10 protein-coding genes are annotated in these 18,085 nt (G+C 42.9%); 7 read left to right on the top strand and 3 right to left on the bottom strand.

From position 1 onward, the window contains the following. Window positions 1-66 precede the first annotated feature (66 nt). The gene (locus ID165_RS11955) at window positions 67-1,170 is read left to right on the top strand and encodes an alkaline phosphatase family protein (protein WP_192350864.1); all 1,104 of its coding nucleotides are present in this window, start codon (window positions 67-69) and stop codon (window positions 1,168-1,170) included. Window positions 1,171-1,358: 188 nt separating this feature from the next. Here ID165_RS11955 and ID165_RS11950 read toward each other — a convergent pair whose 3' ends face one another. Next, window positions 1,359-1,937 (bottom strand): phosphonate degradation HD-domain oxygenase, encoded by a 579-nt coding sequence (locus ID165_RS11950; protein ID WP_192350852.1) that lies wholly within the window; start codon window positions 1,935-1,937, stop codon window positions 1,359-1,361. Between the two features lie 461 nt (window positions 1,938-2,398). Here ID165_RS11950 and ID165_RS11945 point away from each other — a divergent pair, with 461 nt between their 5' ends. Then, window positions 2,399-2,977 (top strand): helix-turn-helix domain-containing protein, encoded by a 579-nt coding sequence (locus tag ID165_RS11945; protein ID WP_192350850.1) that lies wholly within the window; start codon window positions 2,399-2,401, stop codon window positions 2,975-2,977. Between the two features lie 185 nt (window positions 2,978-3,162). Here ID165_RS11945 and ID165_RS11940 read toward each other — a convergent pair whose 3' ends face one another. After that, on the bottom strand, window positions 3,163-4,296 hold the full coding sequence (locus tag ID165_RS11940) for a TIGR03364 family FAD-dependent oxidoreductase (RefSeq protein ID WP_192350848.1): 1,134 nt from the start codon (window positions 4,294-4,296) through the stop codon (window positions 3,163-3,165). Window positions 4,297-4,393: 97 nt separating this feature from the next. Then, window positions 4,394-5,095, bottom strand: a complete 702-nt coding sequence (locus ID165_RS11935) for an HAD family hydrolase (protein ID WP_192350846.1) — start codon at window positions 5,093-5,095, stop codon at window positions 4,394-4,396. A gap of 794 nt (window positions 5,096-5,889) precedes the next feature. Here ID165_RS11935 and ID165_RS11930 point away from each other — a divergent pair. From ID165_RS11930 to ID165_RS11910, 5 genes are all read left to right on the top strand, one after another. Then, entirely contained in the window at window positions 5,890-7,209 is a 1,320-nt protein-coding gene (locus tag ID165_RS11930) for a DUF5690 family protein (RefSeq protein ID WP_225587105.1), read from the top strand. 724 nt (window positions 7,210-7,933) lie between these two features. Then, the gene (locus ID165_RS11925; protein WP_192350844.1) at window positions 7,934-9,292 is read left to right on the top strand and encodes a hypothetical protein; all 1,359 of its coding nucleotides are present in this window, start codon (window positions 7,934-7,936) and stop codon (window positions 9,290-9,292) included. After that, window positions 9,292-10,059 carry a hypothetical protein gene (locus ID165_RS11920; protein ID WP_192350842.1) on the top strand — a complete coding sequence of 256 codons (768 nt, stop codon included), beginning with the start codon at window positions 9,292-9,294 and terminating at the stop codon, window positions 10,057-10,059. The genes ID165_RS11925 and ID165_RS11920 overlap by 1 nt, the downstream gene beginning before the upstream one ends. A gap of 19 nt (window positions 10,060-10,078) precedes the next feature. Then, window positions 10,079-14,863, top strand: coding sequence for a hypothetical protein (locus tag ID165_RS11915; protein WP_192350840.1), 4,785 nt, complete (start codon window positions 10,079-10,081; stop codon window positions 14,861-14,863). After that, complete coding sequence (locus ID165_RS11910; protein WP_192350838.1) at window positions 14,864-18,082, top strand: PKD domain-containing protein; 3,219 nt, start codon at window positions 14,864-14,866, stop codon at window positions 18,080-18,082. It begins immediately after the preceding gene. The last annotated feature ends 3 nt before the right edge of the window (window positions 18,083-18,085 follow it).

The raw sequence follows: 18,085 nt of genomic DNA, 5'->3' as shown, positions 1-18,085 counted from the left end.
TTGCATTAGGGTAGGTGGAGAGAACTCTGATACAAGTTCATGTTAATTCATAACCTCATAAAAATAATGTTAAAAAAATCAATTATTTATGCGGCTCTCGCTTTCTGTTTTTTCCGGATAGGCACGGTAAAAGGGCAAGAGTACAAGACTGAAAACATCATCCTGATCACATTAGATGGGCTGAGGTGGCAGGAGGTATTCAAAGGGGCGGATTCCTTGCTTGTGGATGATACAGGAATGGTCAAAGAACCGGGATCTTTACTGGAAGATTTCTGGAATATAGATCCTCTTGTGAGGAGGGGGATGCTACTGCCGTTTCTGTGGAATACCATTGCCGAAGAAGGTCAAATCTATGGCAATCGTGCTTATGGAAATAAGGTTGACAACAGCAATAAAATGTGGTTTTCCTATCCTGGGTACAATGAAGTGCTGAGTGGATTTGCAGATGATAGGCACATCAACAGTAATGATAAAATCAACAATCCCAATGTGACTTTTCTGGAGTATCTGAATCAGAAACCTGGGTTTAAGGGTAAAGTGATGGCCTTCGGTTCTTGGGATGTATTTCCCTATATAATAAATGAGGAGAGAAGTGCAGTGCCCGTGAATGCCGGATTTGACATTGCCGAGGGGGCTGATCTTTCCCCTGAAGAGATTTTGACCAACAAGATGCAATCCGAAATCCGCGGGCCATGGGGAGGAGTGAGATTGGATGTGTTTACACAGAACTATGCAATGGCAGCCTTGAAAAACAAAAAGCCAAGAGTGCTGTATGTTTCTTATGGAGAGACTGACGACTGGGCACACGGAAATCAGTACGATCAGTACATCTGGTCAGCTAAGCAGACGGATGCTTATATCAAGGAGATCTGGGACTTCGTGCAGTCAGACCCTCAGTACAAAGACAAGACTACGATGATCATTACCACCGATCATGGTCGTGGCATCAGCAAAACTTCTTGGAGAAGTCATGGCTCATCTGTGCCTGAAGCGGGAGAGATCTGGATGGCGGCTATTGGACCCGATACACCGGCCGGTGGCGAAATGAAGTCCCAAGGCCAGTGGCATTCTTCCATGGTTGCCCGTACCATTTTCCAGTTGCTGGGAATGGAATATCCGGATTCGAAAGCCGACAGGGGCATCAGGGAAATGGTGGAAGGAACCAACTAGACTTTTTGCTTTTTAGGTGGCTTTCTCTAGTTGCCATCCCAGCTGAAGCTGTTCAAAACACCTCTCCGGCATTCGGAGGGGTGTTTTTTTCAATTGAGTAAAACATCTACCCAAGATTTCAAAAAAGTATTGTGGGGTAAGAATTAAACGGAAATGAGCTGTCTGTAATCAGAATTTAGAACCTTGCACTAATTGATCAATCGTTCTGCCATCCGTATATAGCTTTCCAGATCGGGCAGGGGGATGTTTTCTTCTTTTGCCATTTCGTCCCAAGTACGCATCTTAAGAGACAACTCAAAGAGTGGATCAGTCTCGAAGGCAACAGCTTCATCTTCATTCATTTTTCCGCCCTGAAACTCAAGTGTTTTCCGGCTTGCTTGGGAGAGTTTCTCGTAATATTCCGGATATCTGTAGGTCAGGTAGCGCTTGGCCTGTACATGGTTTTCAACCAATTTGGCTATTCGTTCAGGAAACCCAATATCTCTTAAAAAGTCAGCTCCGATTTTCTCGTGACTTAGTATCCCATAGCCATGCATGGTTTCAAAGTCTCCTTGGTTGACACATAAGTGCCCGATGTCATGAAAGAATGCTGCCAAAATCACTTCGTCATCATGTCCTTCTTTTTCTGCAATTTGGGCAGATTGGCTCATATGCTCAATCTGTGATACAGGCTCTCCTATGTAATCCTCCTGTCCGAATTTTCTGTATAGATCAAACACCATGTCAACTCTCTTGGCGCTACTGAGTTTGGAAGCTTTCTTGTCCATAATTAACAGGTTTATATATACATAAATAAGGTATTGGGATCAAACTTCTCAAAGTAATGGTGTTAAGAATTTGTGATTTGTTGAAGTTGTTGTCATCACTATACCAAAATGAGACTAAATTAAGTAGGTAATTGTTTTTGCTGGACTGGATGAGATTCATAATAGTTCTTTGGTTTTAAGATAACATATAAATAATCTGAATTTAGAATTCTGATGTGTTTTGATGTTTAATTTTACTAAACATTGATTTAATTGGTTTGTTAATTCAGGGAGTGGATGCTTTGCATGAAGCTCCCTTTTTGCTAGTCAATTTAACCGGAAATTTATTCCATCAAAAGTGAGGCGGTTAGATGCGGGCTATTACACAAAGGGTAATTCAATTATCCTAAATCTAACGTAACCTGCTTTTTTACTTTTCAATAAATAAGTAGGTTAGCTTAGCACACCCAAAATAGCAGGACATGGAGCATGAAGTGATCGTACAGATCAGTAACAAAATCAAAAGTATTCGCAAGGAAAAAGGTATGACCCTGCAGGACGTTGCCGATCTGGCAGGAGTCACCAAGGGGTTGATTTCGCAGATCGAAAACAGTCGCACTATTCCATCTTTGCTGGTTTTGATTCAGATCATCAAAGCACTGGAAGTTGATTTGGATTCATTTTTTACAGAATTGGACCTGCATGCGCGTGAATCCCCTGTATTGATCCGGCGTAAGTCAGCTTATGAGCGATTCGAAAAGGAAGCAGCTAGCGGCTATGAGTATTTTCGGGTTTTCACTAAGAAAGTCAAACAGAGCACCATTGATATTGTGCTTCTGGAGATCCAGCCGGGATCCACACGGGATTTTGTGCAGACTGATGCTTTTGAGTACAAATTCATTATCTCGGGCTCAGTACGGTACATTTTCAGAGATCAGGAAATTGATCTGGAGTCGGGAGATTCTATGTTATTTGACGGAAGGCTGGAGCATAATCCGGTAAATGTGGGCAATATTCCCGTACAAATGCTGGTAGTTTATTTCTTCGAAGACAAAGTATAGTACGCCTTTGTGCCCGCCCGGGTATCCCGCCGGATTGTTTTGCATTAGTTTGAGAGAAGCAACTGATCCAATATAGCATCTTCGGAATTGTACATTCTCAGCTCAAAATAAATTGAGCCTCAAGAGTTTTATTATCATGTTATAAAATTGTCAAATGATTGCGCCTAAACCAGCAGAGGAACTCCCTACCGGTTTGGGCTGGACGCTACCACCTCTTCACCGAGTCCAAAGGAAAGTGTCATTCCTGCGCCTCCCATTCCATTGACAATGGTAACGATGTCATCGACTTGATGGACAAATTCCGTCGCACCATTGGTCATTTTAGGATAAATCCCGTGCCAGGAGCTGTCGATTTCCCAGTCCTTAAATTGTGCAAAAGTCCGTAACACTTCCAAGATTAGTTGGTTGATATGTTTGGAGTCAAAGGGTGTGAAGTTAAGCCCATATTCATGGCTGTCACCAATGGTCAGTTCTCCCTTGCCATTTTGGGAGACCATTACGTGAATACCCAGATCAAGCAGTTCTTGGTACTGCCCGGTATAGGTTTCCTTAAGCTTCGGCAAGGAAGCCGCAACTTGAAAACCCTTGTAGTGTATAAAGCTTAGTCCTGCACATAGTGGCGGGCCGATACGCCAACTCTGCGGCTGCTGTACCAGGCGCATCATCTGTAGCTTACACTTGGTGATAGGAGTGGACTCAAACAATTCAGGATATAAGGTCTCAAAGTCAGCACCGCTGCAGACAAATATTTTGTCTGCAGACCAGGATTTCTGACCGCTGTAAACCGTGTTTCCTTCGATGCGTGAGATGGCTCTGTTCCAGACGAAGTCTACGCCTTGGAGGCTTTCAAGATAGTTAGCAGTTTTGGCGATGGCCTCCCTTGGATCCACTATCATCTCCTCCGTAGTCCAAAGTGCCCCTTTAAGTCCTTTCCCGACGGTTGCAGGACTTTTCGCAAGGGTTTCTTCCGGTGAAAGTTGCCGGGCCGAATTTTTGCCTTTCATGGCAGATACATATTCCGAGACCACCTGTAGCTCCAAATCAGTATATGCTAAATGCAATGCGCCGGTCTGCTCAACCCAAAATCCGGCTTTTTGAGCCATCTCTAGCCAGATTTCCCGGGTACGTACAGCCCGGTCGAAGCTTGGGCCCTGCGCTTGACCTATAGGCCAAATCATACCGAAATTTCTCACTGATGCTCCCTGAGCCTGGGGATGACGCTCAATAACAGTTACTTTCCAGCCTTGGGCATGTAGTGCTCTGGTCACGGATAGTCCTACGATACCTGCGCCGATTACGATAGCATGTTGTGGATTCATGAATTACAATGTTAGAAGAATTCTCAAAATGTGTGTGGTAGCTTGCCGGATACGAAGAAATAGGAACAGGGCGAGACGTTGTTATGGCTATTGATAATTAGCCCCTTATTGCAATTATACTTTTCAATTCCGGAAGTGAATCGATAATGAAATCCGGGCGAGCTGCATTAAGTTGGTCTGCTGTCTGGGCACCGGTAGTCACGCCAAATGTCAGTCCGCAGTGGGCTGCTTTTCCTTCTTCGATATCTACCATCGAGTCACCTACTTTAGCCACTTCCTTGGGGTTGGATATCCCACACTTTTCCATAGCCAGCAAAATCATATCAGGAGCGGGCCTGCTTCTGTCCACATCGTCTGCGGTCACCAACGCATCAAATGTCTGCCCTTCGCCCCAGTTCAATTTTTCCAAGAGTGAAAGCGCTGTTTTTGTGTTGTACCCGGTGTTCAAAGCTGTTTTTACACCATTTTTTCGGAGATACTCAAAGAGCGCTACTGTGCCCTCATAGGTAGTCACCGTTAAGTTTTCATAAGCATCCTTTAGCAAAATAAGAAAGTCAGAGAATGCAGCCTGTGCATCTTTTTCAAGCGAATCGGAAGAGTTGTAAGCAGGTCTCATGATGTCACGGATAGCCTGTAGTTTTTCTTTTCCCCCGCCATTCAACAGCACATCGTGAAGCGTAACGTCATGACCTAGCTTATTGATAGCCAGTTGGAGAGTCTTGTAGACCACATTGTTTTCATTGACAGTAGTTCCTGCCATGTCAAAAACGATAAGTTTGATGTAGTGTTTTTTCCTCATTTGTTTTTAATGATAGAGATGGCTTTCTCAGGAGTTTGGTGTGATTCCCCTCTGTGAAAATTCTGTCTATTGACTCGGTGTAGTCCAAAATCTCAGGAAAATCGCGTTTAAAATTTATTTCACCTCCCGATTCCCGGGACAGGTTCTTTGGGGTTTAACTGAAAGCAAAATCCAACATTTTCTATAACTATCTTAGAATTTCAGGCTTTTAAATCCCGAAGAGCTTGCGCACTGTGGCGGGGATAATAAGATTTTAGCTTAAAACGTCTTTATGTTGTATAATAACCCCGGGGGGTGGCATTATTTCTATCTAGAAAGTTAAAAGCGATTTCCCTGTCCAAAATCTACCCTTGTGATGGGCACAAATAAACTTAAAAAATTTCCTAATTGGAAAATTAATTTATTGCTGTTAAAAGTTAATAAACACTTAACATGCAGGTTTTAAGTTTTTGAATTGATGCCAATATCTTTGAAATACAATACTACTATATAGTTAGAAAACAGTATTTAGTTAGCTAACTTATAAAGTTTTGAGATTTTGTTTTTTACTGGAATCTCCCGGAAAAGAGTCTTCTAAATTAGATTTTTGGATTTTTTGGCTAATGTCAGAATTTGATTAAAAAAATCATGATATGAAATCGACACGATTGAAATCATCATTAAAACACACAGGCCAATGATTGTTTTAACCGTCAAAGATTCCATCTGACCTCTAAAAGCAAATTATAAACAGATGAAATCGAGCATGTCGAAGACGACACACAGTGGGATGATTATAAACCGTGCGAGATTCCATGTGGCCAATAGAAAACAATTATAAACACATGAAAACCATGCCAGCGGTATTTAGGATGTCTTTTCCTAAAAGATCAACATATATGCTAATGACCGGGGCATTTCTCTGCTACACGGGTATGTATGCGGTTCGTAAGGCATTTCTAGCCGGGCAATACCTCGACGCAGGTTTTTACGGGATGGATCTTAAGACTGTGCTGGTGATCAGTCAGGTACTTGGCTATATGTTTTCTAAGTTTCTGGGCATCAAATTAGTGTCCGAAATGACACCCAATAGACGTGCCATTTCCTTAATTGCTTTGGTCGGATTCGGCTTGCTCATGCTTTTGGCTTTTGCAGTTTTGCCTATCAACTTGAAGCCGTTTGCGCTGTTTTTGAATGGATTTCCATTGGGAATGGTGTTTGGGTTGGTTTTTTCCTATCTGGAGGGGAGGAAAAACACAGAGCTTTTGGCTGCTGCATTGAGTGCTACTTTTATTTTCTCCACAGGATTGGTGAAATCAGCGGGGTTGTGGTTGATGCAGGATTTTGGCATAGGTGAATTTTTTATGCCCTTTCTCACGGGTTTACTTTTCTTTCCTTTTTTTCTGGTGTCAGTACGAATGCTCAGCAGTTCCCAGCAACGCTCAACGGAGGATTTGATGCTTCGGTCCGAACGGCTGCCGATGAATGCACGGCAACGGATGGATTTTTTGAGAAAAAATGGGCTGGTCTTTGGCGGCTTGGTGGTGGTGTATGTGCTCTTGACAATTGTGCGTGATTTCCGTGACAATTTTATGGTGGAATTTTGGGCTGAGCTCGGTATGCATGGTAGTCCACAACTGATCACGCTGACCGAGATTCCTGTAGCGGTGTTGGTTTTGGTGATTGCAGCTTTTGGAGTGCTGATACGGGACAACCGTAAGGCGTTTGATTATGGGATTTATCTGAGCATGACATGCTGTATAGGGATTGTGGTGTTGACATTTGTTTTTGAAAAGGGCGTCATGTCACCTATCTGGTGGATGATAATCAATGGAGTAGGACTTTATTTGCCCTACATTTTATTTCATTGTCTGATCTTTGAGCGATTCATTGCAATGCTGCGCTTTAGTGGGAATGTTGGTTTTCTTTTCTACACCGCAGACGCACTGGGCTACAGCGGAAGTGTGGGAGTGATGCTGTTCAAAGAGTTCAGTGGCTCGCAGGTGACATGGGTAAATTTCCTGGGAGATCTGAATCAAATTGCCGGAATCATCATGACGGCTGTGTGTATTATTACGTTGATTTTGCTACATGGAAAATCAAAAAGACAGCCCGAATTTGCTTTGAATACCTAATTTATCGTGATCAAATAAATAGGGCGTGATGAAAAATGTCAGTAATAGATCAAAAGCTATCCTTTTGAATGATTGACCCATTTTTGAGGCGAACGGTTTTTCAACAAGTGCAAGGGTATTGAGCACAATAGGTCTTAATCCATGCATCAGAAAATTCCGGAACCGGGATTTTCAAGCTAGTCTCAGTCCTACCATCTGATTCGTTGGCCTCATTCCAGATATACCCATACCTCTTCACTCGGCCACCTCGAAGCTGGCATACCTGAGCCTTTTTTCAGCAAGTCTTAAATAAAGCTGCATCACAGCATCGGTAGTCACGGTAGTTTGACACAGCGACTAGTCAAAGACCGTCTTGGAGGGAATTTGTCTTGGCATATCCCAATTGAGATTTAGGTGTAGGAGCAGCTATTGTTGCCACGGAAATGATTGAGGCCAACGCTAAGATCCTACTCAAATAGTCGGTGTAACCGGATTGGGGTATGGATTGTTTTTATTTTTTTAAAGAATAGGGTTAATTTTTTGTTGCTGAAAATCAATCATTTACGAATGGGGGTAGGCTTGGTTAGATCCAAGACATGTATGCGGTTTTCTGTTGATTGCATATAAGAATTATCCCTTCGTATGTTGATAGAAATTTTTTCCATATAAACAATACCCTATATAGGGTAATTTTTACTTAAGAATAAAAAATGTATCATGCGGCCAATTCTTTAATCAACGATGAATGGCAAAGGGATATTGTTTCTTGGTATTGATTTTTTGCTTCACGTTTGAAAGCCCGGCTCAGAGCAGGGTAGAAAAAATAATTGGTGAACGTGTTGAAATATTTTCTCCCGTATTAGACACTATACAGTCAACACCGAAAAAGGGCGACTTATCAAAATCCTTTCTCAGGAATAGCGGGATATTGCCTGCTTCTAAATTGGAGAAGGGCATTAAATATGATTCTTTAGTGTCCGGCAAGGTCTTTCCGATGGAGGAGGGAAAATCTGCCGTCATTACCCAATATTTTGATGATGATTTTGATTCTCTGTCAGGAAGTTTTGTTGAAAAATTACCTGTCGATACCCTTATCAAAGGGCAGAAGACAGATTTATTTTTAAAGAATATCGGAAGCTTTCAAAAAGCCTCTGAGCAAAAACCGCAAAGTGCCGATTCATTGAAAAACATTCTCCGTTTTGTAAAAATGCCGCAGGAATCCGGCGGGGAGCCGACTTTCAATGAGGATTCATTAATCCCCGACGAACTGTGGGAAGATAAGGCTGTCCGTCGGCTACAAGAGGGTAAGCCTGCCGGTCTTACCCACTATTTAGATGGTGGTTTTGATTCTATCCCAACCTCTATTTTGGAAAGATTTTCTGCTGATTCCCTTTTTGGTGGCCAAATGCGGGATCTGCCTTGGCAGGATAAAGATCAGTTTCAAAAAGAGCTTGAATCACAATTTTCCGGGGAGATAGGCGGTGAGGCGATGGCTTTGGAGGGTGTCACCCAAAAGCAAGCCATGGCAAAGCGGGTCATAAGTGTCAAGGACAGGGAAATAGTAGACAGTATTCGTTCTCTTGCAAGTGACAAACTCTATAGAATCAGCGAGGAAATACAGGATTCCCTAAGTATGTATCTGATTTCCGAAAAGAAGAAACTTAAGGATAACCTGTTTTTTGAGGGGCTTGTCTCTATGGAAAAGTATAAGGATAACGTATCGGTTTCTGATTTTTCGGGAAGTTTGGGGGTTAGGCTAAGCGAATTTTATGAATTGGGGCTTGGACCTGAAATAGGGGTTTCGGGCAAAGACTTTTCTGCCATAGGAGCCAGACTGTTTGCCAGACGAAAAATCTTTGAAGATAAGCTTTTTGTAATCGTGGAAAATTCATTTAGGAGGAATCCGGATTTTTCTGAAGTTGTTACCGAAGCCGAAGGCCTTTATTCCAACCTTAAGCTAGGTGCAGGGAGATTGTTTAATCTTTCGCCCGGCGGGGAGACGAAACTTAATATCCAAACACTTTTGAATCCGCAATCCCTGAAGGGTGGCTATAATAATGTAGTCGATTTTAGAATAGGCATCTCCAAATTATCCCGCAAATAATGAAATATGTTGTATTAATATCCACGATTTTGCTTTGGACATCATCAGTGTTTGCCCAACAGTACGATGAACTTGAAAATCATTTGAGGACATCTGATACCACGGTTTATTATGTCCATCTCAATGCCGTTCAGGGCGACTTTCAGCAGATAGCGTATCATGGGGGTAAAATAGGGGTGATCTTTGAAGATAAATTCGGAACGAAGGATTCTGTCCGGATAGTTTTGGAAAATAAAGCAGATCAGAATTCCGATAGCTACATCTTCCGGAAAAGTTTCGGCAATAACAGTTTTTTGCTTGCTAATGTAGACTTGTCAGGGCTGGAGGAACCCACGATTTTTGACCTCTCGCTGGTGGACGACATGGGGAAAAGATACAAAAAGAACTTATTGATAGATCCCCTGCGGGATGAGTTGCCCATACAAGTAAACATTGTAAAATCTCCCATCAACATAGACTGTCAGACTCCGTCCAACACGTTAATTGAGTTTTTTAGTGATGTAAAAGGAGGAAAAGCCCCTTACCTGATTGAATGGAAGTTTTCCGGGGGAGATGCTGATTTTGAAGAGTTGATACCAATCCAGGGATACAGCAGCGGGATTTTGGTGGACTTACCACCTCCGTATCAGATTGAATTGAAAGTCACGGATTCCTGCGGGATGATTGACTATCAGACAGTCAATGTGGCCTGTGATGTCTCAGCTCCAAATTACAATTCCATTTTATTCAATATGGATCCGGTCAAAAAACGAATTATAGAAAAGTAATCCCTTATTAAGCTAGATTATGTTGTTATACAAGCGAAGGAAAAGTATCGCACTTTTTTTATTGTTGACTTTTTTGGTTCCGATGGGATCAACCCGGGTTTTTGCATTGACCTCAGGACCATCCGCTCCTGAATTCAGGGGTTTTTCGGCTATTGGTACCAATGAAATGGTAGATCCCTTTACCGGTGATTTTTCTTACAATATCCCGCTTTTCGAATTGCCTGGGCCAAATGGAGGCTATCCGTTTACCCTATCCTATGCAGCCGGATCCCAAATGGACGACGAAGCATCCTGGGTAGGATTGGGCTGGATCTTGTCCTCAGGGGCGATTAACCGTCAGCTGAGGGGATATCCGGATGAGTTTGCAGGGGATTTAATTCACAATACAGTGAGTATGGTTCCAAGTGTGACGGTAGGTGTGCAGGCGGGACTTGGACTTGAGGTAATAGGATTTCCGATATTTAAAGTTAAACCCAGTCTGGGTCTGGGTATTTATAATAATAATTTAAATGGTCCGGGCTATTCAATCTCTGCTGATTTTGGGCTTTCGGAAGTAGCAAAATCCCCGCAGGTAGGAGCAAACCTGGGACTGAACTTTGATTCGAACGAAGGAGGAACAGTCGGCATGGGGTTTTCATATGGCTCTGAATCCTTTCAGGCGGGGATGAACGGGGTTTATAATTCTAAATCCGGTTTAAGTTCAATTGGATTAACTTCCATAATTCCAATGGCTGAATCAGAATCTACCAAAGAAACGATTGGTTCAGGTACCAGTGTTACGTCCTTTTCTTTTGCCCATCCTTCTTATTTTCCACAAAATCCCTTTCCCATGTTGCATAAGAGTTTTTCTGCAACCGTCAAAGTTGGGATAGGGGTAGTTGGGACCTATCCCAATGGCCATGTGACAGGGTATTATAATGAAAGTGGATTTAAAGATGATGGAATACGGGTAGGAACACCCGCTTATGGATACTCCAACTTTCACAAAGTAAATCCAAACAGCGATTATCTTATTGATCTAAACAGGGAAAAGGACGGGATGATCAATTCTTTTTCCCCCAACCTGGCAATCCCGCACCATACCTATGACCTGTTCAGTGTTTCAGCAGCAGGTATTGGGGGGACTTTCAGAGCGTATAGAAATGACTTTGGATTGGTTCCCGAAAGCACGGTAAAGTCCCATTCTATTGGGCTTTCCGCCGGAGTGGAAGTTGGTGGAAAGCATGTAGGCATCAATGCCACCCCCAGCTATGCTGAAAATAAATCAGGATTCTGGGCATGGGGAGCCGAATTTATAGAAAAGTTTTTTTTCAACAGAACAGCTGAATCATCAGAAGTTGCACCGGTTGACTATAGTTTTGTCGGGGACCGCAATAGTTTTTCCCAGTCCCTGTATGATAAGACGGGAGGATTGGAAGCTGTTAACGTGAGAATTCAAAAGGGAGGTGGGATGATCCACATGGTAAATGAAAAGCAGGGATACGCATCAAGTCCCCAGCTTCCTTTCGGGGAGAAAATGAAGGCAGAGACTCAACGGGAAGTGCTTCCGCTTATCAACGCAGATATTCTAAAAAATAACCTCAGTTTAATCCCTGAACTCAACATTGAATATTTTGACAAGAACAATAACATTGTTTCTCTGGACAGGGGTAATTTTCCCGAGCACCATATTGCCGGCTACATAATTACGGATCAGAATGGACTCCGGTACATATTCGGTCTGCCGGTATATAATTTGGTACAGGAAGAGCATAATTTTTCCACCAATCGCGGCGATGGATTGTTTACCACGGTATCCGAAACCAATGGAAAACCCAATTATAAAATTCCCGGCACTAAGGAATACTATAAAAAAACGGAAATCCCTGCTTACGCCTACAGTTACTTGCTCACCTCCATACAAGGTTCGGATTACGTGGATGTCACAGCAGATGGGGTGAGTAGTGATGATTTGGGATACTGGGTTAAGTTTTCCTATCAAAAAATCACTGATGAAGCAAACAGGTACAAGTGGCGCGACCCGTATCTAAAAGCACACTATTTAAAAGGTTTTGCCATTGATGCGAGGGACGACCAGGGAGCATTTACCTATGGGGAGAAAGAGGTGTATTTCCTCAAACAGGCGGAGACGAAAACCCATATTGCCAAGTTTGTTTTTGATACTCAGGATCGGGCAGATGCTAGGGGGGCGGTAGACCGTTTTCAGGATAATGCCAGCCCGTCCGGCGGAATGGGCATGAAGAGTCTAAAGGAAGTAAAATTGTTTACCCGTTTTGGGGGAGAGTCAGATCCCATCAAGAAAGTAAAATTCACCTATGACAACAGCCTTTGTTCCAATCTGCCAAATGCGGTAGGGGGTACGGGAAAGCTGACATTGAAATCAGTGGCTATCGAAAACGGTGCCGGTACCCAGGGCAGCCAAAATCCTTACACGTTTACTTATTCTGATTTTAACCCGTCATACTCCCAATATTCCAAAGACCGGTGGGGAAATTATAAACCTGCTTTATCCAACGGGGAATCAACTATAGACTGGCCTTACGTTGATCAGCGTGCTGAAAATGAAGGGTTACAGGATCAGTTTGCCAGCGCATGGAATTTATCCTCCATAGTATTGCCCTCAAAGGGAACCATTAAGGTAGACTATGAAGCCGATAGGTATGCTTTTGTCCAGAGCGGGCAGGCAGGGGCTATGGCGAAAATGGAACTCTCCGGTACTGAACGCGGGGACAGGCTGGTGCACGGGTTTAATCCGGAATCTACCACTCCGAAAATAAGGTTTAAACTGGATAAACCGATTGGCGGAACCCTGTCCTCCATAGACCAAAAGTCAGAGGTAATGAAGTATTTGGATATGGATACCAAAGAGGTTTTTGTGAAACTGGATGTTAATCTAAGAAAACCTCAGGGAAGTGATTTTGAACTTATAGAGGGTTACCTCAACATAAACTTGAATGCTCCTATGACGCTGATAAAGGATGGCACGGGGAATTATGTCTCGGGAGAGTTTGAGCTGGCTAAGATCAATGGAGTCCATCCCTTTGCGGCCATGGCATGGAAACACCTAGAATTGGACCAGCCTTGGGCAGCAAATTTGACCAAGAGTTTCTCCCGCGCAAACTCGGCAAAACAGCGGATAAATCTGAATAAGGGGCTTTCGGGAATTGCCGGATCAATACGGCAAACCATAGAGGGCTTTAATGACTATTGCAAGAACAACAATTGGGGAAGGGAGATAAACCTGAAAAAATCCGGCGTACGTCTCTTAAGTGCTAATTATGATAAAATAGGAGGCGGCCATCGAGTCCGGCAAATCACGATCGATGATGGATGGCAACATGATGTTGAGGGTACTTATGGGCAGGTGTACGATTACACCCAAATGGAAAAGGGGAACAGGATCAGTAGCGGGGTAAGCACATTCGAACCTTTTGTCGGTGGGGAAGAAAATACACTTAGGAAATCCAAACAATACAAGGAAATCAGAAAATTGAGAAGTAATGCCAATCTGTATTTTGAATATCCGGTAAACGAAAGTTTATACCCCTCGCCTTCTGTAGGATATTCGGAGGTGAAGATTTTGAGTCTGCCTTCAGCCAAAAAAGCAGGTTATGAAATACTTCATGATTTTGTGATACCGGAAGGCAGCAATGCGACCTATGGGACTACGGGTATGAAAAGAATGGAGTTCTATACTGCCAGGGACTTTCCGGTAATTCCCCTTGAAACAGACTTGAAAAAAGAGAAAATCAATATTGCCACATTTCCAAATCCATTTTTGAAAGTTCAGGAGAATGATTTTGTGGCGAGCCAGGGCTATGGCATTGTGTTAAATGATATGCATGGGAAACTCAAATCTGAGGAGGTATATGCGCAGGGGAATACGGGCGAAATTGGTTCTGAGCCAATTTCTTGGACAAGGTATAATTATAGAGCTGAGGTAGGTGTTTTAAACAGGAAAAAAACAGCAAAAGTTAACAGTTTGTTTTCAACGAGAGGAAACAACGTCTATTCTCTCTTGGATGAACAGGGACCGGCTGACAAAAATGTATATTATGGTTATCAATCCGATTTTATCGTAGATGCCAGGGAAATTACGGATGTGGCTTATTCAGGAGGAGCCACGTTTAATGCCGACTTCATTTTTATTTTTCCGCTGCCATCGGTTTATCCCAATGTGGGGAGGGTTCAGAATAAACTCAGGACCATAGTCACCAATAAAGTCATTTTTCAGCAAGGCATCCTTGAGTCAGTTGAGTCATCCAATCTCGGCTCAAAAATCCTTGCGCAGCACTTACGTTGGGATGCCCTGACAGGCGCTACCATACTACAAAAAGTAAACAATAATTTTGAGGCTCCTATATATTCCCTGTCAGTTCCTGCTTACCATACCTACTCCGGCATGGGGCCTTCAAAAACCACTGTCGGTTATGCTATAAAAATTCCCGATCTCGCCAGATACAAAGAGACCATGGATGAATTTGTGTTTGGGTCAACTAGGGCAAATTCCAATTTACTTATAAAAGGAGATGAACTGCTCTTGTACACCTATTCCGGTGATCTACGGATTCCGGTGGCCCGGGGGATATATCAGGGAAGTATTAATGGGGAACATGTTTTTTATTCCGCAGATGCGGACTTGAGTAATTACAGCGATCTGGAGGCTAAAGTGTATCGATCAGGAAACAGAAATATACTTACTCCGATCAGCAGGTCTATTACAGGCTTGGAGAAGCCTGAAAACGGCTCTACGTTCACCACTTCTAGAGGAGATCGAATCCCTACACCACGTCCAATACCATAAATGAAAAAGATATATACCGTATTGATTCTGTATGTAGCACTCGTACAGAATATTTCCGCCCAGTCCGAAGCGGAAACTGAAAGCCAGGGTTTGGAACAGCTAAGGATGGAAATGGAGCAAAGGGTTCAAGAGGAAATTCAGACAAGATTTGTCTCTTCTTTTTCTTTTAATGATTCTGATATGGAAAATAGCCAGGGGGATGAAATGTCAACCCCATCCAACAGAGCAAGTCAATATTCTATTATGTCGAGCCCGGCAGTTTCATTAGCTGAATTCAATGCACTTAAGGCGATCTATAACAGTTCGGGTGGATCAGGTTGGACTAATAAAACAGGATGGACCACGGCAGGTTCTCCGCCGGATGTGAGTGGGTGGTATGGAATTACGGTAGATGGCGCAGGGCATGTAGTGGAATTGAATTTGCAAAACAATAACTTAGTCGGCACTTTGCCGACCGCTATCAGTGGACTGACTTACCTGAACTCACTGAATGTGGATGGCAACCATCTTACCGGGGCTATACCCGCTACCCTTGGGAGCATGACCGGTTTAAGTCAGTTGCTCCTGAGTAATAACGAGTTTTCCGGGGCAATCCCGACACAGCTTGGTTCTATCACAAATCTTGTTTATTTGAATATTTCATATAATCCTCTTTTGGTTAGCACCATACCTGCCCAATTGGGAAATCTCTCCCAGCTTCAGGTTCTCTTGTTGACCTATTCGAATCTGACGGGTGGTATACCTACTTCATTCGGCAATTTGACTTCTCTCCATACGCTTTATTTGACAGGAAATAATTTAACAGGCCCCATTATTTCCCAGATCAATCAAATGTCTTCCCTTAGCTACCTCCAATTGGGAGCTAATAAGCTGAGCGGAGCTATTCCGGCAACCTTGTTGAGTTTGCCTCATCTGGAGGGACTGTTTCTGTATGACAATCAATTTTCAGGAAGCCTTCCGGGCGGAACCGCTAATTTTACAGGCCTTAAATCTTTTGTTGCTTATGGAAGTGGCCTTTCCGGAACAATCCCAGCCTGGCTGGGGGAGCAGAAGATGCTTAATACATTTAATATAGGGTATAATGGGTTCTCAGGGGAGCTTCCTCCGGGATTGATGGGCGAAGGGCCCTATAAACTGGAGTTCAGGACAAACAACAATCCGGGACTGAAAGGTAAACTGCCTGAGAAAGTGAGCGCAGTAACCGGTTTGGTGGATATTTCCTATTGTAATTTTTCTTTCAATGATTTTTTGAGTGTATACAGCTCATTTTCAGGAAGTCAATTTACCTATTCACCCCAAGGGTTGGTTGATGTACAGAAAAATTCCACTGAAAGAATTGGATTCACATTTAAATTCATTGCTGAGGTGGATAGAGAAATTAGATGGCCTTATTCCAATGCTACCTATAAATGGTATAAACTGGTGAATGGAACCGGAGTGCCGATGGAGGCTGAAACCTCAAGATCGGGTTATAGGTATACCACTCCTTATTTGACCGATCCTGAATATGGGACATATTATTATACGATTACACACAGTAATGCACCATTGCTGACATTGAGAAGCAGGAACCATGTCCTCACCAAAAACACGGCTTCTTTGGGAACAGTGGCATTCGATGCCTATAACGTGTACTGTGCGGCTGCATTTGAGCCGGATCTCAATTTAATAGAAGGGTGTACCCCCTTATCCTATGAATGGACTTTTGGTGATGGAAACAGCTCAGCCGATAGAACTCCGGTTCATGCTTATGCGTCGAATGGAACATATCCCGTCACTTTGAAAGTCAACTTTAAGTGTGGCAACACCATTCTTTTTGAACTGTCCAATACGAGGTCCGTTAATTTTCAGGCAGCGGAAATTTCAGAGAATGATCTGGAAACGGTTTCCTATGAAGTTACAGTGCCGACAAGTGGACAGGTGATTAATTCCAGCGTCCAATCCTATGCCGATAGTTGGGTTAAGAATTTTAAGAATGCCGATTTATCAGGCCTAAGTGACTTTCAGAATGGTAAATCAGGGGTATGGAATCCACTGGCATCCTATTTCTATGATGGCGAAAGGTCGTATTCTGACCAGCCGAATCTATCAGCAGATGGAACCTATGATCTAAAGGGATTTTCTTATATAAACCCCGGCCAGGATATAGAAAACGGATGGGTATTGGGTGCAAAAAACAATTCCTATAGTGAAGAGGGTTTTGCAGATGAATCAGTGGATGGCTTGGGGATATACAGTTCCAATTTATATGGCTACAAAGGGGCCAATGTAATAGCAAGTGCTTCCAATGCCAGGCAAAATGAAATTCTAGTCACCGATTTTGAGGACATTTCCAGCCCGGTAATTGGAAATTGGAGATTATTTCAGGGTTCAGATTTTAAACCTATTCAGGCAAATATCAGGCTGACTACATATTTGGCTGTGGTTGATATTCCCATGGAAGAAATAAGTGAATTCAATTCCGTGTCAATCGAAGCACCGTTGGACATTTATGGTTCACTTCCGAATTTTAGCAATACTTCAATAATTTGCAAACAACCGCATCCAACGGATCCTAATAGAACAATACTTGTCATACCCATTGGCTATCTTCCTGATGTGTTCAGTCGGGCATATACCCGTGCTGTTTTTAAGGTTACGCTAAATACCCCGGAGACATTGATTTTTGATTCCAATTTTGCCCATACAGGCAAGAGAAGTATGAAGATCGTGAATCCTACCGAGTCAATTACCCAGGATCTGCTGAGTCTTCAGCCGGCAAAGAAATATAGTTTTTCAAGTTGGGTGTCAAACGGTCAGTCTTCCAATTCCATTATCTCGGATCCAAATCAGTTTATTGAGTTAATCTTTGAAAATGGGGCGGGGACGGTTATTTCTTCAACCAGATTCCATCCATCCTCACATGCCGTTGAAAAATGGAGAAAAGTCGAAGGGGATTTTGTGGTTCCACCGGGCACCAAACGTATCCAAACAAAATTTTCAAAAGGGGCAAACTCAGCAATGTGGATTGATGATGTGAGGATTATGCCATCCGATGCCATGATGAAATCTTATGTGTATGATCCGGTGACATTACGTCTTTCCTCAATTCTTGATGAGGAGAATTTTGCGATCACCTATTCCTACGATGAGGAAGGCAATTTAAGATTGCTGAAGAAAGAGACCGATTCGGGTATAGTCACCATTACCGAAGTAGAGCAGTTTTTGAGAACCAATTGACAG

The sequence above is a fragment of the Algoriphagus sp. Y33 genome (assembly GCF_014838715.1).
Taxonomy (GTDB): Bacteria; Bacteroidota; Bacteroidia; order Cytophagales; family Cyclobacteriaceae; genus Algoriphagus.
This window is presented reverse-complemented; position numbering and strand designations above follow the sequence as displayed.